23 protein-coding genes and 1 pseudogene are annotated in these 24,295 nt (G+C 53.5%); 8 read left to right on the top strand and 16 right to left on the bottom strand.

Annotated elements, in window-relative coordinates; translation table 11 throughout:
• Window positions 1–25: 25 nt before the first annotated feature.
• Window positions 26–757 (top strand): annotated as a pseudogene (locus tag BM261_RS10685) (TonB-dependent receptor plug domain-containing protein); the annotation flags it as partial.
• Between the two features lie 47 nt (window positions 758–804).
• A complete protein-coding gene (locus BM261_RS10680) occupies window positions 805–1,080 on the top strand; it encodes a TonB-dependent receptor (RefSeq protein ID WP_083426685.1) in 276 nt (91 codons plus the stop codon).
• A gap of 78 nt (window positions 1,081–1,158) precedes the next feature.
• Here the strand turns inward: BM261_RS10680 and prfH are convergent, their stop codons facing one another.
• The 12 genes from prfH to sdhC form a co-directional block, all read right to left on the bottom strand.
• Window positions 1,159–1,776 (bottom strand): peptide chain release factor H, encoded by a 618-nt coding sequence (gene prfH, locus BM261_RS10675; protein WP_074898105.1) that lies wholly within the window; start codon window positions 1,774–1,776, stop codon window positions 1,159–1,161.
• Between the two features lie 3 nt (window positions 1,777–1,779).
• Window positions 1,780–2,466 carry a hypothetical protein gene (locus tag BM261_RS10670; RefSeq protein ID WP_074898102.1) on the bottom strand — a complete coding sequence of 229 codons (687 nt, stop codon included), beginning with the start codon at window positions 2,464–2,466 and terminating at the stop codon, window positions 1,780–1,782.
• On the bottom strand, window positions 2,463–3,599 hold the full coding sequence (locus BM261_RS10665) for an RNA ligase RtcB family protein (protein ID WP_074898098.1): 1,137 nt from the start codon (window positions 3,597–3,599) through the stop codon (window positions 2,463–2,465). Before BM261_RS10665 ends, BM261_RS10670 begins: the two co-directional genes overlap by 4 nt.
• 347 nt (window positions 3,600–3,946) lie before the next feature.
• Entirely contained in the window at window positions 3,947–5,380 is a 1,434-nt protein-coding gene (lpdA, locus tag BM261_RS10660) for a dihydrolipoyl dehydrogenase (protein ID WP_074898096.1), read from the bottom strand.
• A 169-nt stretch (window positions 5,381–5,549) separates the two neighbouring features.
• Window positions 5,550–6,734, bottom strand: a complete 1,185-nt coding sequence (gene odhB / locus BM261_RS10655; RefSeq protein WP_074898092.1) for a 2-oxoglutarate dehydrogenase complex dihydrolipoyllysine-residue succinyltransferase — start codon at window positions 6,732–6,734, stop codon at window positions 5,550–5,552.
• Between the two features lie 63 nt (window positions 6,735–6,797).
• Entirely contained in the window at window positions 6,798–9,629 is a 2,832-nt protein-coding gene (locus BM261_RS10650; protein ID WP_074898090.1) for a 2-oxoglutarate dehydrogenase E1 component, read from the bottom strand.
• 167 nt (window positions 9,630–9,796) lie between these two features.
• Window positions 9,797–11,080 carry a citrate synthase gene (gene gltA / locus BM261_RS10645; RefSeq protein ID WP_003775343.1) on the bottom strand — a complete coding sequence of 428 codons (1,284 nt, stop codon included), beginning with the start codon at window positions 11,078–11,080 and terminating at the stop codon, window positions 9,797–9,799.
• Window positions 11,081–11,141: 61 nt separating this feature from the next.
• Window positions 11,142–11,390, bottom strand: a complete 249-nt coding sequence (locus tag BM261_RS10640) for an FAD assembly factor SdhE (RefSeq protein WP_049249178.1) — start codon at window positions 11,388–11,390, stop codon at window positions 11,142–11,144.
• Between the two features lie 2 nt (window positions 11,391–11,392).
• A complete protein-coding gene (locus BM261_RS10635) occupies window positions 11,393–12,100 on the bottom strand; it encodes a succinate dehydrogenase iron-sulfur subunit (protein WP_074898087.1) in 708 nt (235 codons plus the stop codon).
• A 12-nt stretch (window positions 12,101–12,112) separates the two neighbouring features.
• A complete protein-coding gene (gene sdhA / locus BM261_RS10630; protein WP_074898085.1) occupies window positions 12,113–13,876 on the bottom strand; it encodes a succinate dehydrogenase flavoprotein subunit in 1,764 nt (587 codons plus the stop codon).
• A gap of 16 nt (window positions 13,877–13,892) precedes the next feature.
• Window positions 13,893–14,237, bottom strand: a complete 345-nt coding sequence (sdhD, locus tag BM261_RS10625) for a succinate dehydrogenase, hydrophobic membrane anchor protein (RefSeq protein WP_074898082.1) — start codon at window positions 14,235–14,237, stop codon at window positions 13,893–13,895.
• Entirely contained in the window at window positions 14,231–14,614 is a 384-nt protein-coding gene (sdhC, locus tag BM261_RS10620) for a succinate dehydrogenase, cytochrome b556 subunit (RefSeq protein ID WP_003775332.1), read from the bottom strand. The genes sdhD and sdhC overlap by 7 nt, the downstream gene beginning before the upstream one ends.
• Window positions 14,615–15,231: 617 nt before the next feature.
• On the opposite strand from sdhC, the gene BM261_RS10615 reads away from it, so the two are divergent.
• From BM261_RS10615 to BM261_RS10605, 3 genes are all read left to right on the top strand, one after another.
• Window positions 15,232–16,209, top strand: a complete 978-nt coding sequence (locus BM261_RS10615; protein WP_003775330.1) for a malate dehydrogenase — start codon at window positions 15,232–15,234, stop codon at window positions 16,207–16,209.
• A 126-nt stretch (window positions 16,210–16,335) separates the two neighbouring features.
• Window positions 16,336–16,536 (top strand): hypothetical protein, encoded by a 201-nt coding sequence (locus BM261_RS10610; RefSeq protein ID WP_049251429.1) that lies wholly within the window; start codon window positions 16,336–16,338, stop codon window positions 16,534–16,536.
• 23 nt (window positions 16,537–16,559) lie between these two features.
• A complete protein-coding gene (locus tag BM261_RS10605; protein WP_074898080.1) occupies window positions 16,560–17,000 on the top strand; it encodes a DUF4124 domain-containing protein in 441 nt (146 codons plus the stop codon).
• A 77-nt stretch (window positions 17,001–17,077) separates the two neighbouring features.
• On the opposite strand, the gene BM261_RS10600 is transcribed toward BM261_RS10605, so the two are convergent.
• A complete protein-coding gene (locus tag BM261_RS10600; protein WP_074898078.1) occupies window positions 17,078–17,464 on the bottom strand; it encodes an MAPEG family protein in 387 nt (128 codons plus the stop codon).
• A gap of 117 nt (window positions 17,465–17,581) precedes the next feature.
• On the opposite strand from BM261_RS10600, the gene BM261_RS10595 reads away from it, so the two are divergent.
• Window positions 17,582–18,553: a phosphatidate cytidylyltransferase gene (locus BM261_RS10595; protein ID WP_074898076.1), complete on the top strand. Its 972-nt coding sequence runs from the start codon at window positions 17,582–17,584 to the stop codon at window positions 18,551–18,553.
• A 145-nt stretch (window positions 18,554–18,698) separates the two neighbouring features.
• Window positions 18,699–20,015, top strand: coding sequence for a sulfate adenylyltransferase subunit 1 (locus tag BM261_RS10590; RefSeq protein WP_074898074.1), 1,317 nt, complete (start codon window positions 18,699–18,701; stop codon window positions 20,013–20,015).
• 109 nt (window positions 20,016–20,124) lie between these two features.
• Here BM261_RS10590 and BM261_RS10585 read toward each other — a convergent pair whose 3' ends face one another.
• Both BM261_RS10585 and BM261_RS10580 read right to left on the bottom strand, forming a co-directional pair.
• Window positions 20,125–20,643, bottom strand: a complete 519-nt coding sequence (locus tag BM261_RS10585) for a hypothetical protein (RefSeq protein ID WP_074898072.1) — start codon at window positions 20,641–20,643, stop codon at window positions 20,125–20,127.
• Between the two features lie 129 nt (window positions 20,644–20,772).
• Window positions 20,773–22,158 (bottom strand): alanine/glycine:cation symporter family protein, encoded by a 1,386-nt coding sequence (locus BM261_RS10580; RefSeq protein WP_074898070.1) that lies wholly within the window; start codon window positions 22,156–22,158, stop codon window positions 20,773–20,775.
• 141 nt (window positions 22,159–22,299) lie between these two features.
• On the opposite strand from BM261_RS10580, the gene ybaK reads away from it, so the two are divergent.
• Complete coding sequence (gene ybaK, locus BM261_RS10575; protein ID WP_074898120.1) at window positions 22,300–22,782, top strand: Cys-tRNA(Pro) deacylase; 483 nt, start codon at window positions 22,300–22,302, stop codon at window positions 22,780–22,782.
• Window positions 22,783–22,872: 90 nt separating this feature from the next.
• Here the strand turns inward: ybaK and BM261_RS10570 are convergent, their stop codons facing one another.
• On the bottom strand, window positions 22,873–24,198 hold the full coding sequence (locus BM261_RS10570; protein ID WP_074898118.1) for a DUF2868 domain-containing protein: 1,326 nt from the start codon (window positions 24,196–24,198) through the stop codon (window positions 22,873–22,875).
• Window positions 24,199–24,295 lie beyond the last annotated feature (97 nt).

The following is a 24,295-nucleotide window of genomic DNA, read 5'->3' as shown; positions in this document are numbered from 1 at the left end:
ATCCAAATTCCCCTCACGGCCGAAAATCCTCGCCGTCAGCCTCGCAGGCATCCTCATTGCCCTGCCCGCCTATGCCGCCGACAACCCGCCCGCCGAAGTAACCGAAAGCAGCAACATCGAAGCGCTGACCGTTACCGGCAAACGCAGTGCCGACCAAAAAGGCACGGACGACGTGTATTACAAAAACGTCTCCAACGCCTACGTCGGCAAAGAATACCTCGAACGCTACCGCGTCCAATCCGCCGGCGACGTGCTCAAAGGCCTAAACGGCGTGTACAACATGAACACCCGCACCGCCGGCGGCGCGATTACGCCCAATATACGCGGCATCACCGGCAAGGGCCGTATCCCCGTAACGCTGGACGGTACGGAGCAAACGGTTGATGTCTGGCTCAACAACTACGGCGTGGGCGACCGCAACTACCTCGATCCCGCCCTGTTCCGCAGCATCGCGGTGGAAAAAAGCCCCGCCATGACGCGCGGCGTGAAATCGGGCGTCGGCGGCGCGATGTCCATCCGCACCATCGAACCTTCCGACATCATCCCCGAAGGCAAAAACTGGGGAATCGAAGTCAAAACCGAATTTTCCGGCAACACCGTGGCGCAGAAAAACGACTTGCGCCAATTCTTAGGCCGCGACTACCGCACCCTCTCGCCCATAGGCGCGACGGCGGACGGCACGGGCGGCAGTTCTGATGCCAACTCCATCCTCAGCGGCAAACCTTCCCCCACTTCCCTACGTCTCGATCCCGGCATACCCTCGATGTCGGTACACGCTTCTTTAATGAAAAACTGGAACTGGGCATGCGCGCCATCCATCACAGCAAGGCGGATCGGAAAAACTACACCCGCATGATGGCTTTGGGCGTGGGCGACGTGTACGACAGCAGCGGCAAGCCTTATAGCTGGCACGCCGCCACCCTGCTCGATGCCTATGCCCGCTACCGCATAGGGAAACATATAGACTTGAATTTCGGCGTTACCAACCTTGCCAACCGCTATTACCTAGACCCGATATCCAGCACCCCCGTCCCCGGCCCGGGCAGGACGATTACCTTCGGTATCAAGGGGAAATTCTAGCCGCAAGATAAGATAAATTAGGCCGTCTGAAAACTTGAAATCAGTTTTCAGACGGCCTTTAACGTACCGGCGGCATAATCAGGCGTGCCGTTCGCGGAAGCCCGGTCCTTCGAATACACGTTTCGGATTACCGCGCTCTACCTGATACAAACCGCTGTGCTGCTGTTTGGCATAGTCGGCATTTTGTGCGGTTTGATGTTCGGCCAGTTTGTGTGTCAGAAGTTCCAACGCACGTTTTTTGTTGGCATGCTGGCTGCGTCCGCTTTCCACCCGCACGGAAATACCGCTGGCTTTGTGGGTGGCGCGGACGGCCGACTCTGTTTTATTGACGTGCTGCCCGCCTTTGCCGCCCGAACGGCAGGTTTGAAACTCGATTTCGCTTTCAGACGGCATTTCGGGTTTTTCCGGCAGGCGGAATATGCCGATATACCAGTTTTTACGCGGATGTTTCGGGCGGACGGGGCTGGCACACACCCATTGCAGCGTGCCCTGCCAGCTTTGCGCCAACGTGTCGGCAGCCGCTCCCTCCAGCATCAGGACGGCCGACAGGATGCCGTATTTATCAGCCGTTTCGCCGGCAATCTCTGCCTTCACATTCCGCGCTTCGGCTTCGGCCAGCAGTTTTTTCAGGACGAAGCGGGCGAAGATGCGGCATTCGGCAGGCCCTTGGGCGGTAGAAATTTGCAGATAAATCATGATTTATTTCCTTTTCATCTTCGGGCGGAAGGAATATTTTTCGTCAAATCCCTTGTTGCCGATTTTGGCTTTGTCGGGCACGTTCGGGCTGGTTTCGGACTCGCTTTTAAGCTGCGACAGGTATTCGCTGATGTTCTGCCACACGATATCGGGATCGATGTAGATACCGAGTGCGGAAAGTTGCGGGTTGGCGTAATACGCAAATATCCCTTCCCGCCGGATGCACAATTCAGTGTCACACACCAGCAGCAGCGGTACGGCGTGTAGGGACGGCATATTTTCACCGACCTGCCGCTGGAACATGGTTTCGGCCTGGAATTTCTCGTCCGCGCTCAAGAAGTAGTCTGCATATTTCGGCAGATAATATTCGCTGCCGTCATTGAAACGGATTTTCGGGCAAACATCACGGCTGAAATGCGGCTGCGTGCGGCGGAAAACTTCGGCCACGTCAAACGAGGTATAAACACACGCGCCCGTGTTGAACAGGTACACGCGCAATCTGCCCACATACAGCACTGATACGGCCGCGCACGCGCCGTATTCTTTTTCCCACTCGGCCGGCGGCTTGGGCAGACTGTGCAGGATTTCGGCATCGGACGGATGGCGGCGGTCGAACACCAATACGGGGTCTATGCCGTATTTGGCTACTTTGTGGTCGTAAAAATCTTTAAACTTACTGATGATTTTCATGCTGCACCTCCGCAGTTGCCGCCGGTTTTATAAGTCAATACGGGTTTCAGCCGCGCCACGGGTTCGATGAGTCCGGCATTCGCCATGGCGGCAATGATGCCGTCTATGCTTTTATATGCCTGCGGGGCTTCTTCAAAAATCAAAGCTTTGTCTTCGCACACCACGACGCTGCCGAAGGCGGTACGGCGCAGGCTGTCGGCAGAATATTTGTGCGACAGGCGGCCTTTGCATTCGCCGCGCTGCCATTTCCGCCCTGCGCCGTGTGCCAATGAGTTTAGGGAATGGGTGCAGTCGGCAGCGGGTTTGACCAGGTAGCTGTAATCGCCGCGCGAACCGGGTATCACGACCATGCCGCAGTCGGAAGGGGTTGCGCCTTTGCGGTGCAGCCAGCCGGTTTGGCCGCCGATTTCGGCCTGTTGCAGGAAGTTGTGGTGTACATCGAGCAGACACGCTCCGCCGCCGTGCCACTGCGCCAGCATTCTTTCGGCAATCAGTATGCGGTTGGCGCGGGCAAAGTCGAGGGCGGATTGGTGTTCCACCAGATAATCTGCCGCATCGGCGCTGCTTTCGGCCAAGCCGTTATGGCCGAACCGTTCGACATGGCGGCGCAGTATTTCCTGCCCCAAGCCGCGCGAACCGCTGTGTACCAGCAGTTGCAGGCGGTCGGTTTGGAAACCTGCGGGCAGCAGGCCGGCGTGGTAGACGGTATCGACTGTTTGCAGTTCGGCAAAGTGGTTGCCGCCGCCGATGGTGCCTAAGGCCGTCTGAAAAGGATGGTTCGGCAGGATTTCGTCAATCCGTGCCTGCCAGCCTACGTCCGGCGGTGCATCTATGCTGCCGAGCTGCCTGGCCAGTTTGGCGGGTTTGGCTTTGGCGGCAGGAAGGTCGGTCTGCCACAGGGCCATGCCGCAGCCGATGTCGTTGCCGATGAGCGCGGGATAAAAGCGGCCGACGCTGAAAAATGCCGCCCCCACGGGATAACCGCGTCCGGGATGCAGGTCGGGCATTCCGGCCACACGCAGCATCTGCGGCAGTTTGGCGGTGGTTTCGAGTTGTTGGACGGCTCGCCCCTCTATCCATGTGTCGGAATCGGCGATGATGGTAATGTTGTTGTTTGAAATGGGATTGCCCATGTTGTGCTACTTTCTTGCGGGCGCAAAAAACGTCGCCTGTTTTTTCAGACGGCCGCTGTTGCGCGGAATGATGGAAAGCAGCCCGATGCGGGCGGAAGGGATGCGGCTGATTTACCGCAATAGAAAAGGTGTATGCCTAAACGACCGGGCTGCAAAGTTTGATTGAGCAGGTGATGGTTTGGGTCATGATGTGCTCCTTTCTTTGCAGTGGGTGGATGAAAGAGGCGGATTATAGGTTTGGGAGACCTTATTGGCAAGCATACGGCGTTTTACACGCCATTAACTGTGGCAAAAGGCAAACAGGCCGTCTGAAAGTCTTTCAGACGGCCTGCTGCTTTCAGACGGCCTTAACCGTGCAATGCACGTTTGTCGGCAGCCAATGCGGCTTCATGCACCACTTCGGACAAGGTCGGGTGGGCATGGATGATGCGGGCGATGTCTTCGCTGCTGGCGAAGAATTCGAGCGCAGTGACGCCTTCGGTAACCAATTCGCTGACAACCGGGCCGATCATGTGTACGCCCAAGATGCGGTCGGTTTTGGCATCCGCCAACACTTTGACCGTACCTTTTGCCTTACCCATTGCCAACGCGCGGCCGTTTGCGCCGAAGCCGGAAGTGCCTTTTTTGTATTCCACGCCTTCGGCTTTGAGCTGCTCTTCGGTTTTGCCGACCCAGGCGATTTCAGGGTCGGTATAAATCACGAACGGTACGCTGTTGAAATCGATATGCGGTTTCTGACCGGCGATGCGCTCGGCAACAGCAACGCCTTCGTCGCTGGCTTTGTGCGCCAGCATCGGGCCGCGAACCACGTCGCCGATTGCCCAGACATTAGGCAGGTTGGTGCGGCATTCGCCGTCCACTTTGATAAAGCCACGCTCGTCTTTTTCCAAGCCGACGGCTTCGGCATTCAGACCTTTAGTATTCGGAATACGGCCGATGGCGACGATGAGTTTGTCGAATACTTCGGTTTTGGCTTCGCCTGCGGCAGTTTGGTAGGCAACGGATACGCCTTTGCCTTCAGATTTGATGTCGCCGATTTTCACGCCCAGTTCGATGTTCAAGCCCTGCTCTTTGGTGAAGTATTTAAAGGCTTCTTTGGCGATTTGCTGGTCGGCGGCGGCAAGGAAGGTCGGCATGGCTTCAAGGATGGTGACTTGCGAACCGACGCGGTTCCACACCGAACCCATTTCCAAACCGATCACACCCGAACCGATGACGCCGAGTTTGGCAGGCACTTCGGTCAGGTTCAATGCGCCTTCGTTGTCCAATACGTTTACATTGTCGATGGCAATCTGCGGCAGCGGACGCGGCACGGAACCGGTCGCTACGATGACGTGTTTGGCTTCGATAACGGTTTTTTCGCCTTTGTTATCGACTTCGATTTGGTAGGCATCGCCGTTTTTGCCTTTGAACGAACCTTTGCCGTGCAGGCTGGCCACTTTGTTTTTTTGAAATAAGAAGGCAATGCCGCCGGTGAGTTTGGTAACGATGGCGTCTTTGCGCGCAATCATTTTCGCCGCATCGAATTTAACGTCGCCGACGGTAATGCCGTGTTCGGCAAAATCATGTTGCGCGGCGTGGAAATGTTCGCTCGACTGCAACAGGGCTTTGGAAGGAATGCAGCCGACGTTCAGGCAGGTTCCGCCCAGCGCGGGCGCGTCGCCCGCTTTATTGACGCCCGCATCGATGCAGACGGTTTTAAAACCCAGTTGTGCGGCGCGGATGGCGGCAACATACCCGCCCGGGCCTGCGCCGATTACGGCGACATCGTATTGAGACATTGTTCTATATCCTTTAAAAATATTGTTATTTGCGTTGAAACATGGTTTTCAGACGGCCTCTTTCAGGTTGAGGCCGTCTGAAAGGCGATATATGCCTTATATGCCCTGTATGGCTTGGACGGTAAATTTCAGACGGCCTGTCTGTAACAACAGGCCGTCTGAAAAACGCTTACAAATCCAGCAACAGGCGTGCAGGGTCTTCCAACAGGTCTTTGATGGTTACCAAAGTCAGCACGGCTTCGCGGCCGTCGATGATGCGGTGGTCGTAAGAGAGTGCCAAATACATCATCGGGCGGACAACGACTTGGCCGTTTTCTACCACGGCGCGCTCTTTGGTCGCGTGCATACCCAAAATGGCAGATTGCGGCGGGTTGATAATCGGGGTGGACATCATGGAGCCGAAAGTGCCGCCGTTGGTGATGCTGAAGGTGCCGCCGGTCAGGTCTTCGATGGCGATTTTGCCGTCTTTGGCTTTTTTCGCGTAATCGACGATGGCTTGTTCGATGTCGGCAATGCTCATTTGATCGGCATCGCGCAGAATCGGCACAACCAGGCCGCGCGGGCTGCCGATGGCGATACCGATATCGAAGTAACCGTGATACACGATATCTTTGCCATCAACAGAGGCATTGACCACCGGATATTTTTTCAGCGCGGCTACGGCTGCTTTAACGAAGAAAGACATGAAGCCCAGTTTGACACCGTGTTCTTTCTCGAATTTTTCTTTATATTTCGCACGCAAGTCCATGATCGGTTTCATGTTGACTTCGTTGAAAGTAGTCAGGATGGCGTTTTCCTGTTGCGAAGCCAGCAGGCGTTCGGCCACGCGTGCACGCAGGCGGCTCATCGGCACGCGTTCTTCAGGACGTGCGCCCACAGGAATCGGAGCGGCGGGGGCGGCGGCTTTCGGAGCAGCAGAAGCGTTTTGCACGTCTTCTTTCAATACGCGGCCGTCGCGGCCCGAGCCTTGGATACTGCCGACATCCACGCCTTTTTCAGCAGCCAGTTTGGCTGCGGCAGGCATGGCGACACCGGCCTGTGCATTGGAAGCGGCGGCAGGCGCGGCCGCTTCGGCGGCAGGCGCAGCTTGGGCGGGAGCTGCAGAAACGGCTGCGGCTTCGGTATCAATTTTGGCCAAAACCTGTTGCGAGGTAACGGTATCGCCTTCGTTTACGATGACTTCAACCAAGACACCGGCTTGCGGGGCAGGTACTTCCAATACGACTTTGTCTGTTTCGATATCGACTAAAATTTCGTCGCGGGCAACGGCTTCGCCGATTTTTTTATGCCAGGCAAGCAGGGTGCCTTCTGTAATACTTTCGGCGAATACGGGAACATTTACTTCTACTATCATTTTTTACTCCTAGGTGTGGTTGTATGCGGCCCGGAAATCATCCGAGCCGCGCCTGTACGGCAGTTAGTTGAATGTGAAGGCATCTTCCACCAGCTGTTTCAGCTGTGCGGCGTGTTTGCTGCCATAGCCTACGGCAGGAGATGCGCTGGCTGGGCGGCCTGCATAAATGAGTTTCTGGCCTTCTTTCGCCAAAGCTTCCAAGCGGTGGCGTGTCTGATACCACGCGCCTTGGTTTTTCGGCTCTTCCTGAGCCCACATGATTTCGGTCGCATTCGGATATTTGGCCAATTCTGCTTCCGCTTCGGCATATGGGAAAGGATAAAGCTGTTCGGCACGCACGATGGCCACTTCTTCTTCCAAACCGCGCTCGGCACGTCCGGCAGTCAAATCGTAATAAACCTGACCTGCACAAAGGATGACGCGTTTTACTTTGCCGTTGTCGGCACGTTGTACGGTATCACCGATAACGGGGCGGAAAGTCGTGCCTTCCAGGAAGTTTTCCAGCGGGCTGGTTGCATCTTTAAAGCGCAACAGGCGTTTGGACATGAAGATAATCAGCGGGCGGCGCATTGTCCGTAAAACCTGACGGCGCAGGATGTGGAACATCTGCGAAGCTTCAGACGGCATGATGACCTGCATATTGTGTTCGGCACACAGTTGCAACCAACGCTCCAAACGTCCGGACGAGTGTTCCGGGCCCTGGCCGTCATAGCCGTGCGGCAGGATGACTGTCAGACCGCACAAACGACCCCATTTGGTTTCACCGGAAGAGATGAATTGGTCAATCGCCACTTGCGCGCCGTTGGCAAAATCGCCGAATTGCGCTTCCCAAATGGTCAGCATATCCGGAGCAGAGCAGGCATGGCCGTATTCATAAGCCAGTACGGCCTCTTCATTCAGGATGGAGTCGATAACGGTAAACGGTGCCTGGCTGTCGCTGATGTGCTGCAGCGGAATATAAATGCCGGCATCCCATTTTTCGCGGTTTTGGTCATGCAGTACAGCCTGACGGTGTGAGAAAGTACCACGGCCGGAATCTTCGCCGGAAATACGTACGCCGGTGCCTTTTGTTACCATGCTGGCATAAGCGATGGTCTCCGCCATGCCCCAGTCGATATTCTGTTCGCCGGCCGCCATTGCTTTGCGGTTCTCCACCAGCCGTTTGGAGGTGTTGTGCAAGCCGAACCCTTCGGGAACATAGGTAAATTTATCGGCCAAGCGTTTGATGTCTTCGGCAGACAAGCCGCTTTCCACAGCTTCACGCCAGTCTTTGCCCTGATATTTTGTCCAATCAACGCTGTGTTTGCTGGTGTAATCCGACAGACGTGTCTGCTCGACGTGTTCGCCGCGATCCAAGGCATCACGATAAGCTTGAACATACGAATCGGTTTGTTCTTGGCTGACAACACCTTCTTGAACCAATTTTTCCGCATAAAGTGCGCGTGTGCCCGGATGTTTGGCCACGGCTTTGTACATCATCGGCTGGGTCAATGTCGGATCATCGCTCTCGTTGTGCCCGTTTTTGCGGTAGCACACCACATCGACCACAACATCTTTATGGAATGTTTTGCGGTAGTCCATTGCCGCCTGCATGACCATGCAAACTGCCTCAGGATCGTCTCCATTCACATGGAAAATCGGCGCATCGACTATTTTGGCAATGTCTGTACAATAAACGGTTGAACGGGTATCGCGCGTATCGGAAGTAGTAAAGCCAATTTGGTTGTTCACTACGACGTGCACGGTTCCACCCGTAGTGTAGCCACGGGTTAGCGACATATTGAATACCGCTTGGTTTACACCCAAGCCGATAAAGGCCGAATCGCCGTGAATCAACACCGGCAAGACCTGCTTCTGACCATTTTCACCGCGGCGCGTTTGTTTGGCACGGCTTGAACCTTCAACCACGGGATTGACGATTTCCAAGTGTGAGGGGTTGAATGCCAAGGTAACATGTATCGGGCCTGTTGGCGTGGCAATATCGGAGCTGAAACCGGTATGGTATTTCACGTCTCCGCTCGGCAGTTTGATTTCAGCACGGCCTTCAAATTCGGCGAACAAATCGCTCGGCTTTTTACCCAAGGTATTGACCAATACATTCAGACGGCCTCGGTGCGCCATACCGACAATCACTTCTTCCACACCATCTTTACCGGCATTTTGTACCAAATAGTTTAATGCCAGAATCGAACTTTCTCCGCCTTCCACGCCGAAACGTTTTTGGCCGACATATTTGTTTTGCAGATAACGTTCCAATGTCTCCGCAGCTGTCAGCTGTTTCAAGATATAGAGTTTTTGTTCGGAATCATATTTCGGCGTAGAGGAAATGCTCTCGAAATAATCACGAATCCAGCGGCGCTCGGTGCGGTTGGTTATATGCATGTATTCAATACCAACCGAACCGCAATAAGTCTGCTTCAATTTACTCAGGATTTCCGACAAAGTCAGCTTCTCGTACTGCCCGCCGAAATCTCCCGGGCCTACATTGAATTTAACCGCCATATCCTCATCAGAAAGGCCATGGAATTTGGGATCCAAACCTTCGATATGGATAGGCGGTTTACGTTTCAAGGGGTCCAGCTGCGCCGCACCGACACCCTGAATGCGGTAAGCAGAAATCAAGCGCAAAACACCCACTTGTTTTTTCAGCATATTTTCATCAACAGTACCCACTGCAATCGGACGGGATTTTGCCAATTTGACAAAAGATTCCTGAATGGGGCGGTGAGCCACATCACGTTCGGCAAAGCCGGGCTGAGCAGCCAGTTCGGAAAAATATTGCCTCCAATATTCTTCCACCGAATCGGGATTGTTCAGAAATTCTTCATACAACTCCTCAATATATGGAGCGTTTGAACCGAAAAGATAAGAGAAGTTTTGTTTTTCATCCATCATGGCATGGCCTTTTCTGCTTGAGAAAATTTAATTTGGGAAACTGAATTTACCACGTTAAAACACATTACTCGCATAACGGTAATATTTTACTCGTTATACCTTTCTATGACTACCACGCAGCAAAAAAGAAAGCAGGATGACTCCCGCTTTCCTTGTTTTATATCAGATTACCGCTTGTCTACCGGAGTATAGTCTCGACGCGGCGCACCAGTATACAATTGGCGCGGACGGCCAATTTTCTGATTCGGATCAGAAATCATCTCATGCCAGTGGGAAATCCAACCTACTGTGCGCGCCAAAGCGAAGATAACGGTAAACATGGAAACCGGGATACCCAATGCGGACAATACGATGCCTGAATAGAAGTCAACATTCGGATACAGTTTTTTCTCAATGAAATATGGATCGTTCAATGCGATTTTTTCCAATTCCATTGCCAGCTTGAATTTCGGATCGTTTTCCAAACCCAATTCGCGCAATACTTCGTCGCATGTTTTCTTCATGATGGCGGCACGCGGATCCATATTTTTGTACACACGGTGTCCGAAACCCATCAGGCGGTATTTCTTGGCTTTCACCCCTTCCATGAATTCGGCAACTTTCGATACATCACCGATTTCGTCCAACATATTTAACACAGCTTCGTTCGCACCGCCGTGAGAAGGACCCCACAGGCTGGCGATACCGGCTGCAATACAGGCAAAGGGATTCGCTCCAGAAGAACCTGCCAAGCGGACAGTAGAAGTAGAAGCGTTTTGCTCATGGTCAGCGTGCAAGATAAAGATTCTGTCCAATGCGCGAACCAATACCGGATTTGGCTTGTATTCTTCACATGGCGTTGCAAACATCATGTGCATAAAGTTTGCCGTGTAAGAGAGGTCGTTCTTCGGATAATTGAACGGCAGGCCGTTGGAGTAGCGGTAACACATCGCCGCAATAGTCGGGATTTTGGAAATCAGGCGGTAAATGGCGACTTTGCGGTGTTCGGGATCGGCAATTTCCAAGCTGTCTTGATAGAAGGCGGACAAAGCGCCAACCACGCCAACCATCATTGCCATCGGATGCGCATCGCGGCGGAAGCCGCGGAAGAACCATGTCAACTGTTCATGTACCATAGTGTGGTGCATGACTGTATTAACAAACTTTTCCTTTTGCTCAGCATTAGGCAGTTCGCCATAAATCAAAAGGTAACAGGTTTCCAAATAATCACCTTGTTCGGCAAGCTGCTCAATCGGATACCCGCGATAATAGAGATAGCCTTTATCGCCGTCGATAAAGGTAATCTTTGACTCACAACTGGCTGTTGAAACAAAACCCGGATCGAAAGTAAACATTCCGCTGCCTTTGGTAAACGTGCGAATATCGACCACTTCGTTGCCCAAAGTACCTTTCAATACCGGCAGTTCAAGAGGTTCTTTACCTGCGATTTCTACTTTAATTGACTGAGACATCTCTTACTCCTTTATTCTTCTAAAAATACAAGGTGGCATTTTCAGACGGCCTTACCATAGCTCAGCTTCGCCTGATTTTATCCAGCAGCAATGCAAACTGAGGATTGTCTGTTGTTTCTTTCTGATTGACCAGAGCCAAAAACTCCTGATCCGGCAAATCCAAAATTTCAACGAATACCGACAATTCAGCATCGCTAAGATGCTGGAATTCTTTTTCCATAAACCGCTTGAGCACGATATCGAGCTCAAGCAGTCCACGGCGTGTCAGGAAACGGATGCGCCGTTTCGCTGCATCATCAAAAGTTATCATATCTATACTGCTCGTTTCAACATGATTTCTTTGATTTTTCCGATTGCACGGGTAGGATTCAAATGTTTCGGACATACATCAACACAATTCATGATGGTATGGCAACGGAACAGACGGTATGGATCATTTAAATTATCCAACCGTTCATTGGTAATCATGTCGCGGCTATCGGCAATAAAACGGTAAGCATTCAGCAAACCGGAAGGACCGACGAATTTGTCGGGATTCCACCAGAACGATGGACAAGAAGTCGAACAACAGGCGCACAAAATGCATTCGTACAAGCCATCCAACTCTTTACGCTCTTCCTGGCTTTGCAAACGTTCTTTACGAGGATCAACCGGAGTATCGTTCACCACATAAGGCTTGATTGAATGATATTGCTTGAAGAACTGAGTCATATCAACAATCAAGTCACGTATAACCGGCAGACCGGGCAGCGGACGCAACACAATGGGTTGCGTCAAGCTGCGGATATCGACCAGACACGCCAAACCGTTTTTCCCATTGATGTTCATGCCGTCTGAACCACAGATACCTTCCCGGCATGAGCGGCGGAACGACAAACTATCGTCTTGCGCTTTCAATTTGATAATCGCATCAAGCAATTTGACATCCGTTGGTTCGATTTCCAACTCGTAATCTTTCATGTACGGCTTGGCATCCACATCGGGATTGTAGCGATACACTTGCAGACGTATTTTTTCCATGTGTGCATTCCTTTAGTAAACGCGCTTGGCCGGTTCGATATAATCGACTGTAAGCGGTTTGGTATGAACCGGTTTGTAATCCAAACGGTTGTCGGCCGAATAAAAGAGAGAGTGTTTCATCCAATTGACATCATCACGATCCGGATGGTCGTCCGAAGCATGGGCACCGCGGGATTCTTTGCGTGCTTCTGCCGCAATCATGGTCGCTTTGGCAACCTCCATAAGGTTATCCAACTCCAACGCTTCAATACGCGCCGTATTCCACACCATGCTCTTATCACCGATTTCTGTATTTTTTGCACGTTCATACAGTTTCAGAACTTTATCCACACCTTCTTTTAAAATAGCATCAGTACGGAACACACCTGCATGCAGCTGAACAGTACGCTGCAATTCAGTACGCAAAGCATCTACTTTTTCGCCGTTAGCCTGGCCGTTCAAACGATCCAAACGCTGTTTTGTAAACATTCCCGCATCTTTCGGCAAAGGTTTCCAGTCAGATTGTTCTTTAACGTAAGCAATCATACTGTCACCGGCTGACTTGCCGAATACCACCAAGTCAAGCAACGAGTTCGTACCCAGCCTGTTCGCGCCGTGTACGGAAGCACAAGCACACTCACCTGCTGCGTAAAGGCCTTTGACAGGGACTTCCGGGTTTCCGTCCTTAGGAACGACAACCTCACCGTGATAGTTGGTCGGAATACCGCCCATCATATAGTGTGTGGTCGGCACAACGGGAATCGGGTCTTTAATCGGATCAATACCGGCAAACTGGATGGAAATCTCGCGGATACCCGGTAGTTTTTCCATAATTTTTTCTGCACCGATGTGATCGATTTTCAACAACACATGGTCTTTATTTTTACCGCAACCGCGACCTTCATAGATTTCCATTGCCATTGCACGGGAAACCACATCACGCGATGCCAAGTCTTTAACGGTCGGCGCATAACGCTCCATAAAACGTTCACCATCCGCATTCAACAGGATGCCGCCCTCACCACGCACACCTTCGGTAATCAATACACCCGCACCTGCCACGCCGGTCGGATGGAATTGCCAGAACTCCATATCTTCCAACGGAATACCTGCACGCGCACAAATACCCAAACCGTCGCCAGTATTCATAAAGGCGTTGGTAGAAGAAGCGTAAATACGGCCGGCACCTCCGGTAGCAAACAACACTGCTTTGGCATGGAAAATATAAACATCGCCTGTTTCCATTTCCATAACAGTTACGCCGACTACATCACCATTTTCATCACGGATCAAATCCAGCGCAGTCCACTCAACAAAAAACTGTGTATTGGCACGAACATTCTGCTGATACAAAGTATGCAACATTGCATGGCCTGTACGGTCGGCAACCGCACAAGCACGTTCTACGGCACGCTTGCCATGCTCGGCAGTATGACCGCCGAAAGGACGCTGATAAATTTTACCGCTTTCCACACGGTCAAAAGGCATGCCCATGTGCTCCAATTCAATTACTGCTTCAGGCGCAGCACGACACATAAATTCAATCGCATCTTGGTCGCCCAGCCAGTCCGAACCTTTCACGGTATCGTACATATGCCAATCCCAACGGTCTTCCTGCACATTACCGAGAGATGCGGAAATACCGCCTTGTGCCGCTACCGTATGCGAACGGGTAGGAAATACCTTTGATAATACGGCGGTATTCAAACCGGCTTTAGAAAGTTGCAATGCCGCACGCAAGCCGGCACCGCCGCCGCCTACAATGACGGCATCAAATTTACGGATAGGGAAGCTCATCAATTCACTCCTATGCTTACCAAATTACTTTGAACGAATAAACTGCGCACATCACCAACCAAACAATAGTGGCGCAGTGCAGTGTCAAACGCAGGCCGAAAGGCTTGACATAGTCCATCCACAAATCGCGGATACCGACCCACGCATGCATAAGTAAAGCAATAAGCGTAGTTTGCGTGAACACTTTAACCCAAGTTTTACCGAAGAATGCCTGCCATTGCGAATAATCCTCCGCACCCGCCATTCCGAGCAGGAAGAGGAAGAATACAACAGCATAAATAATCATGATAACTGCCGTAATGCGCTGTGCCGCCCAGTCTCTCAGACCATAATGGGCTCCGGCCAATTTGCGGTCTACCATAATGCCACTCCCAATACCAAAGTCAGCGACAAGGAAATAATCAAAACCAATTTAGCCGTCTTACGGCAAGTTTGAAGTTCCAAACCTTGATGCGCATCCAGCAACAAGAAACGGATACCCGCACACAGATGGTGCAGGAAAGCCCACAAAACACCGATCAGTATCAGCTTGACCAACGGATTGTCAGCCACGGCTTTATACGATTCGAAATCTTCGCCGCTGCTTAACGAACCGTTCAACAACATCAACAAAACCGGAATCATGATGAACAGGATAACACCGCTCGCACGGTGCAGAATGGAGACAATCCCGGGAACAGGCAAATGTCGAACCAACACCTGCAAATCCAGGAATACAGGTCGTTTTTTCGTCTGCATTTCAATTCCTCTTTAAATGAACGATATTTTTCAAACTCTCAAAAACCAAGCAACTTGATGATGCAATCCGACTTTTAACAGATGCTACATCAAGTTACGTCAGACCATAATTTACCCTGTTTGCCGCAAGTTGAATAGCCCTTTCGATATTTTTTTTAATCCGTTTTTACATCAAAATTACAAATAAAAACGGTTTTCAACCATAATAGTTGATATTTCTTTATTTAACATACAGTTACACTCCAACTTAGCATCACCCAAACAGAATATCCGGGCCACAGAATCAAAAATCTACACCACTCCCCTGCCCCTCTCACCATAAAAATAAATTTATTCAATAAAATTCAATTTATTACAATTAAATATGTTTTCTTGCATCTATTTTTAGCCAAACTGAATCCTGTCTGGCATATTGAGACGGAATTTCGTTTTACAGCCCATCCGTAATCAAACTACATAAAACTACAGATTCTCTGTTTTCTTCTTTACACATCTTGATTAAACATTATGCCATCAAGTAAACTCACGTCATGCCCGTCGGTATATAACGCATTTCTATTTGCCGATACGGCCTTTCCTTTCAACCCATTCATCTATGAAAGAGGAGAATTTCTGTTATGAAATCACCCGTTCGTGTTGCCGTAACCGGTGCTGCCGGCCAAATCGGTTATGCCCTGCTGTTCCGTATTGCCAGTGGTGAAATGCTGGGCAAAGACCAACCCGTTATCCTGCAGCTGTTGGATTTGCCTCAGGCTCAAAATGCCGTTAAAGGCGTGATGATGGAACTGCAAGACTGCGCCTTCCCGCTCTTGGCCGATATGTTTACCACCGACGACCCCGAAGTCGCCTTTAAAGATGCGCAAATCGCCATTCTGGTAGGTTCCCGTCCGCGCAGCAAAGGCATGGAACGTGCCGACCTGTTGCAGGCTAATGCCGCCATCTTTACCGTCCAGGGCGCGGCACTGAACAAAGTGGCCGACCGTAACGTCAAAGTGCTGGTTGTGGGCAACCCTGCCAATACCAATGCCTACATCGCCATGAAGTCCGCCCCCGACCTGCCGTCCAAAAACTTTACCGCCATGCTGCGCCTCGACCACAACCGCGCATTGAGCCAAGTGGCCGAAAAAACCGGCAAACCCGTTTCGCAAATCGAAAAACTGTGCGTTTGGGGCAACCACTCGCCTACGATGTATGCCGATTACCGCTTCGCCACCATCAACGGTGAAAGCGTGAAAGACATGATTAACGACCAAGACTGGAACGCCAACACCTTCCTACCTACAGTCGGCAAACGGGGCGCGGCAATTATCGAAGCGCGCGGCCTGTCTTCCGCCGCATCCGCCGCCAATGCCGCGATTGACCACATTCGCGACTGGGTGCTGGGCACCAACGGCAAATGGGTAACCATGGGTATTCCGTCCGACGGCTCTTACGGCATTCCGAAAGACACAATGTTCGGCTTCCCCGTAACCTGCGAAAACGGCGAATACAAACTGGTGGAAGGCTTGGAAATCGACGATTTCAGCCGTGAGCGCATCGATGCCACCTTGAAAGAATTGGAAGAAGAAAAAGCCGGTATCGCCCACCTGCTGTAATTCGACCAAACCGCAAAACCCTCCAAACTGCCGGCCTGACCGGCAGTTTTTTCATGCCTGTGGGAAAGCCGCGCCATTCGCTATATAATTTACCCGTCCCAAAACCGAAACAGAAACGGCCTTACCATGCCGGCGGAAAAAATCTACTATGCGGTCATCATCCTGCTGTCGGCGGTGTCTGTGCTGCTGTCCCCGTTTTTTTATATCCGCCGCAGCCGTAACGGCCTGAAAATCACACCGCCCCGCAAAAGGCAATGGCGGGCGATTGTTGCCGCCAACCTGATTACCTGCCTGATTTTGCTGCTGGTTTGGTATTTTTGGTTTTAACCGACGCAACGAAAGGAAACCCTATGAAACACATTACCTTGGCCGCCCTGCTGTTGGCTGCGATGCTGCCCGTGCAGGCCGCCGTTTATGCCTGTAAAGACGCATCGGGACGTACAACCTACACCCAAGACCCTCGCGGTAAAAACTGCCAAACAAGCGACCTTGGCCGTCCGTCCGTATACTCCTCTGTCAAACCCTCTTCCGGCAGCACCACATACACGCCCCGGCAAACTGCTTATGAAGGCTCGTCCGCTTCAGGCGGGCAAACCGTAGCGGGCGGCATCAACAACGAACAAATCGCCGCTGCGCAACAACGCCTGCAAAACGCCAAACAGGCCTTGGAAGAAGGCCGGAAAGTGCGCTACGGCAACGAACGCAACTACGCCAAATATCTGGAACGGATTTCCGGTTTGGAAAACGCGGTCAAACAGGCTGAAACCGAATTGAACAATCTGAACAAATAACCGTCCCCCAAACCCGAAACATCACAAAGGCCGTCTGAAAATCCACTTTCAGACGGCCTTCCGTATCCATCCCTGCCTCATACCGCAGCGACAAACAGCGCGATAATGCAGACAAATCCGGCACTCCACATCATCGAGCGCAAGCGCGGTTCGTCGGCAATGTAGCAGAAGATAAACAACAGGCGGAACAAAACAAACAACCCCGCCCAAATATTGATTACCGACTGTGCGGCATTGCCGGTGGCATGGGCGACAATCACGGAGGCGGCAAACGGGGCAAACACCTCGAAACAATTCTGCTGCGCGGCATCGGCGCGTGCGGCTGCACCTTCCGCCTTTTCCAAAAACGCCCTCGGATTACCGTTATCCCGAGTAAAAACAAAACCCGCGCTTTTCTTCGCATAAAACGCACAGCCCAACGGCATCAGCATGGCCGCAAAAATACACCAATAAGCAAAAGTCATCACATTCTCCTTTCAAAATGCTTTGCACACGCCGCATTATATAACGACTGCCTTCCTACTGAGGCAAACCCGCACGGCCAAGGTTATAATACCGCGATTCCATTCAGAAAGCCGACCATGCCTCCCGGTATCTCCCTCGCCCTGTCCGCCGCCCGCCTTACCCCCCAGGCGGGTTACATCTTTGCCGCCGTTTTCGCCATCCTGCTCATTGCCTCGCTGATCGGCCAATGGCTGAGACGCAAACACGGCGCGGCCAATGCCACCATCGCCAACCTGAATGCCCGCATTTATGCCTGGTGGCTGATGACGTTTGTCCTGCTGGCCGCTTTCTGGTTCGGCAAAATCGGCGCAGTCATCCTCTTTTTCCTGATTTCCTTTGCCGCCCTGCGCGAATTCATGACCCTGATTTACCGCCGCCGCAGCGATTATTACAGCATGGCGGCCTGCTTCTACATCCTGCTGCCCGGGCAATACTATCTGGTATGGAGCGAATGGTACGGCCTCTTTGCCCTTCTGATTCCGATGTACGCCTTCCTGCTGCTGCCCATCATCGCCAGCATGAACGGGCAAACCGTCCACTTCCTCGAACGTGCCGCCAAAACCCAATGGATGGCCATGGTCTGCATTTTCTGCCTGTCGCACGTCCCCGCCCTGCTGTTTTTGGAAATAGACGGATTTAATAAAGAAAACAACATCCTGCTGCTGATTTTCCTGATAGGCGTCGTACAAGCATCCGACGTATTGCAATACATCTGGGGCAAACTGATCGGCGGCGCGAAAATCATGCCTTCGTTATCTCCGTCCAAAACCGTTTCCGGCACCGTCGGCGGCATCGCCTCGGCCACCGTATTGGCCGTCCTGATGGCACCGATTACCCCGTTCAACCCGTGGCAGGCCGGCGCGATGGGACTGATTATCTGCCTGATGGGATTCTTCGGCGGACTCGTCATGTCGGCCATCAAGCGCGACTACGGCGTCAAAGACTGGGGCAACATGATACAAGGCCACGGCGGCATGCTCGATCGCGTCGATTCCGTCTGCTTCGCCGCCCCCGTCTTCTTCCACATCGTGCGTTACTACTGGACCTGAAAACCCGCAGGCCGTCTGAAAACACCTTTTCAGACGGCCTCATATAGCCGATTCGTCTTTACTTACAAGCAAGCATTCTTTCCCTTTTTCAGACGGCCTGATTACATTACCGTCCAACTTCAAGCCGTCTGAAAAAGGAAACCCCATGACCACGCCCGAAACCGCCCCCGTCTTGCGCTTCATCACCGCCGGCAGCGTCGACGACGGAAAATCCACCCTCATCGGCCGCCTACTCTACGACAGCAAAACCCTGCTGACCGACCAAGTCGCCAAACTCGACCAAACGGCGCAAAACGGCCAAACGCCCGACTTCGCCGGCCTGACCGACGGCCTGGCCGCCGAACGCGAACAAGGCATCACCATCGACGTCGCCTACCGCTACTTCGCCACCCCGAAACGCAAATTCATCATCGCCGACACCCCCGGGCACGAACAATACACCCGCAACATGGTTACCGGCGCGTCTACCGCCGATGCCGCCATCATCCTGATAGATGCCACCCGCGTCGATTTCAACGGCGAAGAGCCCGCCCTGCTGCCGCAAACCAAACGCCACAGCGCGATACTCAAACTGCTCGGCACCCCGCACATCATCGTCGCCGTCAACAAACTCGACCTGCTCGGCTTCGACCGCGCCGCCTACGAAAAAATCGTTTCCACCTACCGAAAACTGGCCGCGCAAATCAGCCTGAACGCCGACATCCGCTTCATCCCCATCAGCGCGCTGGGCGGCGACAACATCGTCAATCCCAGCGCAAACACCCCTTGGTATCAGGGCGAACCGCTACTGCCCCTGCTCGAAAACCTGCCTGCCGCCCAAAGCAAAACCGAACACCAGCCCGCCTGCTTCCCCGTCCAGCGCGTCGCCCGGCAAGACGGCAGCAGCAGCGACGACTTCCGCGGCTATCAGGGCAGGCTTGAAGCAGGCCGTCTGAAAACCGGCGGCGAAGTCAAAATCCTGCCGGCCGGACACACCGCGCGCATCGCCCAAATCCACACCCCGCAAGGCCCGGCAGAAGAAGCGGCCGCAGGGGAAGTATTGACCCTAACGCTAGACCGCGACATCGACATCTCGCGCGGCGATGCCATCGTTGCCGCCGACAGCCCCATACAGCCGGCCAAGCAAATCCAAGCCGCCGTCTGCTGGTTCGACGACACCCCGCTCAACACCGGCCGCCGCTACCTGCTCAAACACACCACCCGCACCACCGCCGCCAAAATCAAAAGCATCAGCTATGTGTGGGACGTACACACCCTGAGCCGAGTAACCGCTGCCGACACCCTGAAAACAAACGACATAGGCCGTCTGAACATCGCCCTGCAGCAACCGCTCAATGCCGTGCCATATACCGAAAACCCCGCATTGGGCGCATTCATCCTGATAGACGAAGCCACCAACCACACCGTAGCCGCAGGCATGATAGGCCGCGAACACGGCGAATCCGATAGCTTCGAAATCTGAATTTGCCGCCACGCGAACTTAAAGGCCGTCTGAAAACATGCTTTCGCTGTTTCAGACGGCCTCTTCTATGCCTTTCAGCGCAACGGCATTCCGGCCAACGCGCAACTGCCTATTTTTTCCGATCCACTAATGCGCAAACGGCTTTGGCAAGCGGCAGGTCCCTATTCAGTTCGTCCGACTCAGCCAATGCTTCTTGGGAATACTCTTCCCGAGGGTAAGGCCCGTCCACGCTTAAAACCCGGTTCTTGGCATCAAACATTACCGTAGTCGCCGCAGAAGCTTCTTCAAACCGGTATTTGCCGCAATGCACAACTGTCAGGAAACGTGCATAACTTGCTTTTTTATGCCGCATGCCGGAAGTATCTTTGCTGCCGTATTTGATTTCTCCGACAATAGTGTAGATGTGCTTTGCCTTATCATCCAAACGCAAAGTGTCGGGATAGATGCTATTTTTATCCCCGTCTGCGGCAAAAAGCGGATGCGGATCAATCGCCTGCGCTTTACCCAAACTGCCGCCGTCCTGCAACATGGCGACGACCGGGTCGTTTTGCCAAGCCGCACCGCCTTTGGCAAATACGGGCGACACGGCCAACATGGCACACAGGCAGCAAACTTTTTTCAAATCCATCTGTCGTTCCTTAACAAAAAATCTTTACGTCAGCCCGATTACAGTCAAATAAAGCAGGCTGACAACCAGGCCGTCTGAAAACATCTTTCCCCGTTTTCAGACGGCCTCTTTAATACCTCGAAACTGCTTTTAATAATCCAATTCGCCGCTTGCCCGTTTGGCTTTGAAGTCGCGCGTTTCCTGCACGATTACCTTCGACAGCAACAGCAGCGCAATCAGGTTCGGAACCGCCATCAGGCCGTTGAAGGTATCGGCAGCCGCCCACACCATATCCAAGCTGAGGACTGTGCCGAGCATGACCGTGGCGACGTAAATCACGCGGTACATCGGCACGGATTTGTCGCCAAATACATAAGTGGCGCATTTTTCACCGTAATAACACCAGCCCAGCGTAGTCGAATAAGCGAAGAAAATCAGGCCGATGGTAACCACCCAGCCGCCGTAGCCGGACAACATCGCATCGAAAGTGGCGGTCGTCAGCGCCGCACCTTTCAGGTCGGGGACGGCAAATGCACCGCCGTTGCTTTGCAGTATGCCCATCACCAGCACGATGCCGGTAATCGAGCAGACGATGATGGTATCCAAAAACGTACCCGTCATCGACACCAAGGCCTGACGCACGGGATGGTCGGTTTTCGCGGCGGCGGCGGCAATCGGCGCCGAACCCATACCGGCCTCGTTGGAAAAGACCCCTCGTGCCACGCCGTAGCGGATAACCGTACCGACCACGCCGCCGGCCACGGCCTGTCCGGTAAAGGCGTCTTGCATGATGACTTTCAACGCAGGCAGCAGCAAATCGAAATGCATGGCGACCACCACCAGTCCGCCGACTATATACAGCACCGCCATAAACGGCACCACCACCGAGCTGACGCGTGAAATACTTTGAATGCCGCCCAACACCACGAACGCGGTAATCAGCGTCAGCACCACGCCGGTAATCCAAGTATCGATGCCGAAGCTGCTGTGCACCGCCTGCGCCACCGAATTGGCCTGCACCGTACTGCCGATGCCGAATGAGGCCATCACGCCGAAAAAGGCAAACAGGAAGGCCAGCCATTTCCATTTTTTGCCCAAGCCGTTTTCAATGTAATACATCGGCCCGCCGGACATTTCGCCTTTGCTGTTGGTAACGCGGTATTTCACTGCCAGCACGCCTTCGCCGTATTTGGTGGCCATGCCGAAAATGGCGGTAATCCACATCCAGAATACCGCGCCCGGCCCGCCGGTTACCACGGCCGTGGCCACGCCGGCGATGTTGCCCGTACCGATGGTGGCCGATAAGGCCGTCATCAGCGCGCCGAAATGCGATACGTCGCCTTCGTGGTCACTGCCGTCGTCCTTCTTAGGATGCGGGCGGAAAGCCTGCTTCAAGGCATAAAACAGCATGCCGAACTGCAAGCCGCGCAAGATAAGCGTCAGCCAGATGCCCGTGCCGACCAGCAGCACCAGCATGACCGGCCCCCAAACGATGTTGTCGTTTAACCAATGGATGAATTTTTCAACCTGCTCCATCTTGCAGATTCTCCGAATTGTTTACAATTTGACCAAGCGGCGCATTTCAGCACACAATGTAAATTTATGCAAGCAAAAAACGGCCGCCTTTACCTGCGCCGTGGTAAGATGGCCGCTGTTTTTCTTCCCCGCCGAACAGCCATGAGCAAAACCGACCACCCCGTTACGCCCGCCGTCCGCTTCCTGCGGCAGCATAAAATCGAGTTCGTCCCGCACCTTTACCCATACGAGGAACGCGGCGGCACGGCGCATTCGGCACACTGCCTGAATGTGGACGAGCACGCCGTCGTCAAAACCATCGTGCTGCAAAACGAAGCGAAAAAAGGGCTAATCGTGCTGATGCACGGCGACAAGCAGATTTCGACCCGCAAACTCGGCCGCCTGCTCGGTATGAAGCACATCGAACCTGCCGATCCGCAGCAGGCAAACAAATGGACGGGCTACCTGGTCGGCGGCACCAGCCCCTTCGGCTGTAAAACCGCCCTGCCCGTCTATATGGAACGTTCGATTGCCGCGCTGGACAAAATCTACATCAACGGCGGCAAACGCGGTTTTTTGGTCGAAATCTCCCCGATTGCCTTAAACGCGCTGGCGGCGAAAGCCGTGGATGTGGCGGCAGACTGATTGAAAATAAATTGATTGGAAATAAACAGAGGCCGTCTGAAAGCTTGGTTTGGCTACCGAACCGGGCTTTCAGACGGCCTCTTCCCCTTTTTAGCCGCCCGTTTGCGCGATATGCGGCGGATTGAGCCAGGCAATGCCGCGTTTGTCCAATGCGTCATGCCATTGCGGCAGCAGGTTGCCCGAATGAACGGCCGTATCTTGCAGCAGCTGTACCACCGCGCCGCCCTGCGCCGCTTCGGCCAAAGCGGCAATCTGCCGCAACACGCCCCGGTCGGGCACGGTATGGGCGCGCACGCCGATTAAAAGCTGTGTGGGTGTTTGCCGCAAGGCTTCCGTCAATGCCGCCACGGCATCGCGGCTGTCGGCACAGCCCTTGTCCTGCCATTCTTGCGCCAGCACGCTCCGATACCAGCCGGAATCCTGCCATTCCGTTTCCAGCATCACCGCCCATTTCGGGTCGCCGTTCAAAACAAATTTCCGGCCGACTGCGGCAATGTTTTCCTGAAAATCGTCGGCATCGACAATGCTTCTCTGCCAACCTTCGATAATCTTGCGGTAATACGGCGCATCCAGCGGCAGGCCCGATTCGGCACGGCGCAGCAGCCATACGCAGGCCAACCATGCGGCAAGGCGCGGCAGGATGCCGTAGCAGACAATGCTGCCGATTAAAAGTCCCGCCCAAGCGCGGGCATCGGCCGTACTGCCGTTCAGACGACCCGAGGCGACCGCGCCCGCATCCGGTACGGCAAAACCCATTTTCTCAGGCAGCCAGGACAAGGCGGCCATGGTTTTCACCAGTGCATCGGCATTCAGCAGCGTACTTTCCCAGTTGAACGTATATTGGCGCACCAGCAGCAACAGCAGGACGCATACCAGCACGCCGGCGAGCGTGGACAGCCACAAGCTGTGCGCCGCCGCCCCGATGCGCCAGCGGATGGCGGGTTTTGTCCATTCGCCGCCATAAAGCCTCAGCATGGCCTGATTGACCGGGTCTTTGCCGCGCAGCCAAGTGGAGGGGCTGGAAAACGGCAGCACGGTTGTCCGGCGCAGAAAAACCACCGCCGCCAGCCACAGCAGCAGCATCGCGCTGTTCAAGCCCAACGCGCCCGCCAATACCAGGAAAAAATTCAGCCCCTGCTCGTCCATCAGAACGAAGGTGGCGGAAAAAGAGGAGGTGAACAACAAGGTGGCGGCGACCACCCACAGCCAAAACACGCCGTTGCGGTTGCGTTGCAGTGCATCGGCCAATCTGCCGTTGCGGTCGATTAAGGCCGCACGGCGCAAAAGCCGCGCTTCCGGCCCGTCGTCGCTGTCGCGTAAGGAATCTGTGATTTGGGCGGGGTCGGCGGCAAAAATATAACCGTCTTCTTCAAGGATGCGGACCAATTCGGCCAACAGTCGTTTCGGGTGGAGCAGCATGGGCGGATACCGTAAGGCCGTCTGAAAAGGCGGCGATTTTAGCATAACTTTTCAGACGGCCTCAGATGGCGGTTTTCATACAAACCCGCACAAC

The sequence above is a fragment of the Neisseria elongata subsp. elongata genome (assembly GCF_900113545.1).
GTDB lineage: Bacteria > Pseudomonadota > Gammaproteobacteria > Burkholderiales > Neisseriaceae > Neisseria > Neisseria elongata.
This window is presented reverse-complemented; position numbering and strand designations above follow the sequence as displayed.

Coding starts and splice junctions, on each gene's coding strand:
- BM261_RS10680 (WP_083426685.1), top strand. CDS start 805: ATGCGCGCCATCCATCACAGCAAGGCGGATCGGAAAAACTACACCCGC.
- prfH (WP_074898105.1), bottom strand. CDS start 1,776: ATGATTTATCTGCAAATTTCTACCGCCCAAGGGCCTGCCGAATGCCGC.
- BM261_RS10670 (WP_074898102.1), bottom strand. CDS start 2,466: ATGAAAATCATCAGTAAGTTTAAAGATTTTTACGACCACAAAGTAGCC.
- BM261_RS10665 (WP_074898098.1), bottom strand. CDS start 3,599: ATGGGCAATCCCATTTCAAACAACAACATTACCATCATCGCCGATTCC.
- lpdA (WP_074898096.1), bottom strand. CDS start 5,380: ATGTCTCAATACGATGTCGCCGTAATCGGCGCAGGCCCGGGCGGGTAT.
- odhB (WP_074898092.1), bottom strand. CDS start 6,734: ATGATAGTAGAAGTAAATGTTCCCGTATTCGCCGAAAGTATTACAGAA.
- BM261_RS10650 (WP_074898090.1), bottom strand. CDS start 9,629: ATGATGGATGAAAAACAAAACTTCTCTTATCTTTTCGGTTCAAACGCT.
- gltA (WP_003775343.1), bottom strand. CDS start 11,080: ATGTCTCAGTCAATTAAAGTAGAAATCGCAGGTAAAGAACCTCTTGAA.
- BM261_RS10640 (WP_049249178.1), bottom strand. CDS start 11,390: ATGATAACTTTTGATGATGCAGCGAAACGGCGCATCCGTTTCCTGACA.
- BM261_RS10635 (WP_074898087.1), bottom strand. CDS start 12,100: ATGGAAAAAATACGTCTGCAAGTGTATCGCTACAATCCCGATGTGGAT.
- sdhA (WP_074898085.1), bottom strand. CDS start 13,876: ATGAGCTTCCCTATCCGTAAATTTGATGCCGTCATTGTAGGCGGCGGC.
- sdhD (WP_074898082.1), bottom strand. CDS start 14,237: ATGGTAGACCGCAAATTGGCCGGAGCCCATTATGGTCTGAGAGACTGG.
- sdhC (WP_003775332.1), bottom strand. CDS start 14,614: ATGCAGACGAAAAAACGACCTGTATTCCTGGATTTGCAGGTGTTGGTT.
- BM261_RS10615 (WP_003775330.1), top strand. CDS start 15,232: ATGAAATCACCCGTTCGTGTTGCCGTAACCGGTGCTGCCGGCCAAATC.
- BM261_RS10610 (WP_049251429.1), top strand. CDS start 16,336: ATGCCGGCGGAAAAAATCTACTATGCGGTCATCATCCTGCTGTCGGCG.
- BM261_RS10605 (WP_074898080.1), top strand. CDS start 16,560: ATGAAACACATTACCTTGGCCGCCCTGCTGTTGGCTGCGATGCTGCCC.
- BM261_RS10600 (WP_074898078.1), bottom strand. CDS start 17,464: ATGACTTTTGCTTATTGGTGTATTTTTGCGGCCATGCTGATGCCGTTG.
- BM261_RS10595 (WP_074898076.1), top strand. CDS start 17,582: ATGCCTCCCGGTATCTCCCTCGCCCTGTCCGCCGCCCGCCTTACCCCC.
- BM261_RS10590 (WP_074898074.1), top strand. CDS start 18,699: ATGACCACGCCCGAAACCGCCCCCGTCTTGCGCTTCATCACCGCCGGC.
- BM261_RS10585 (WP_074898072.1), bottom strand. CDS start 20,643: ATGGATTTGAAAAAAGTTTGCTGCCTGTGTGCCATGTTGGCCGTGTCG.
- BM261_RS10580 (WP_074898070.1), bottom strand. CDS start 22,158: ATGGAGCAGGTTGAAAAATTCATCCATTGGTTAAACGACAACATCGTT.
- ybaK (WP_074898120.1), top strand. CDS start 22,300: ATGAGCAAAACCGACCACCCCGTTACGCCCGCCGTCCGCTTCCTGCGG.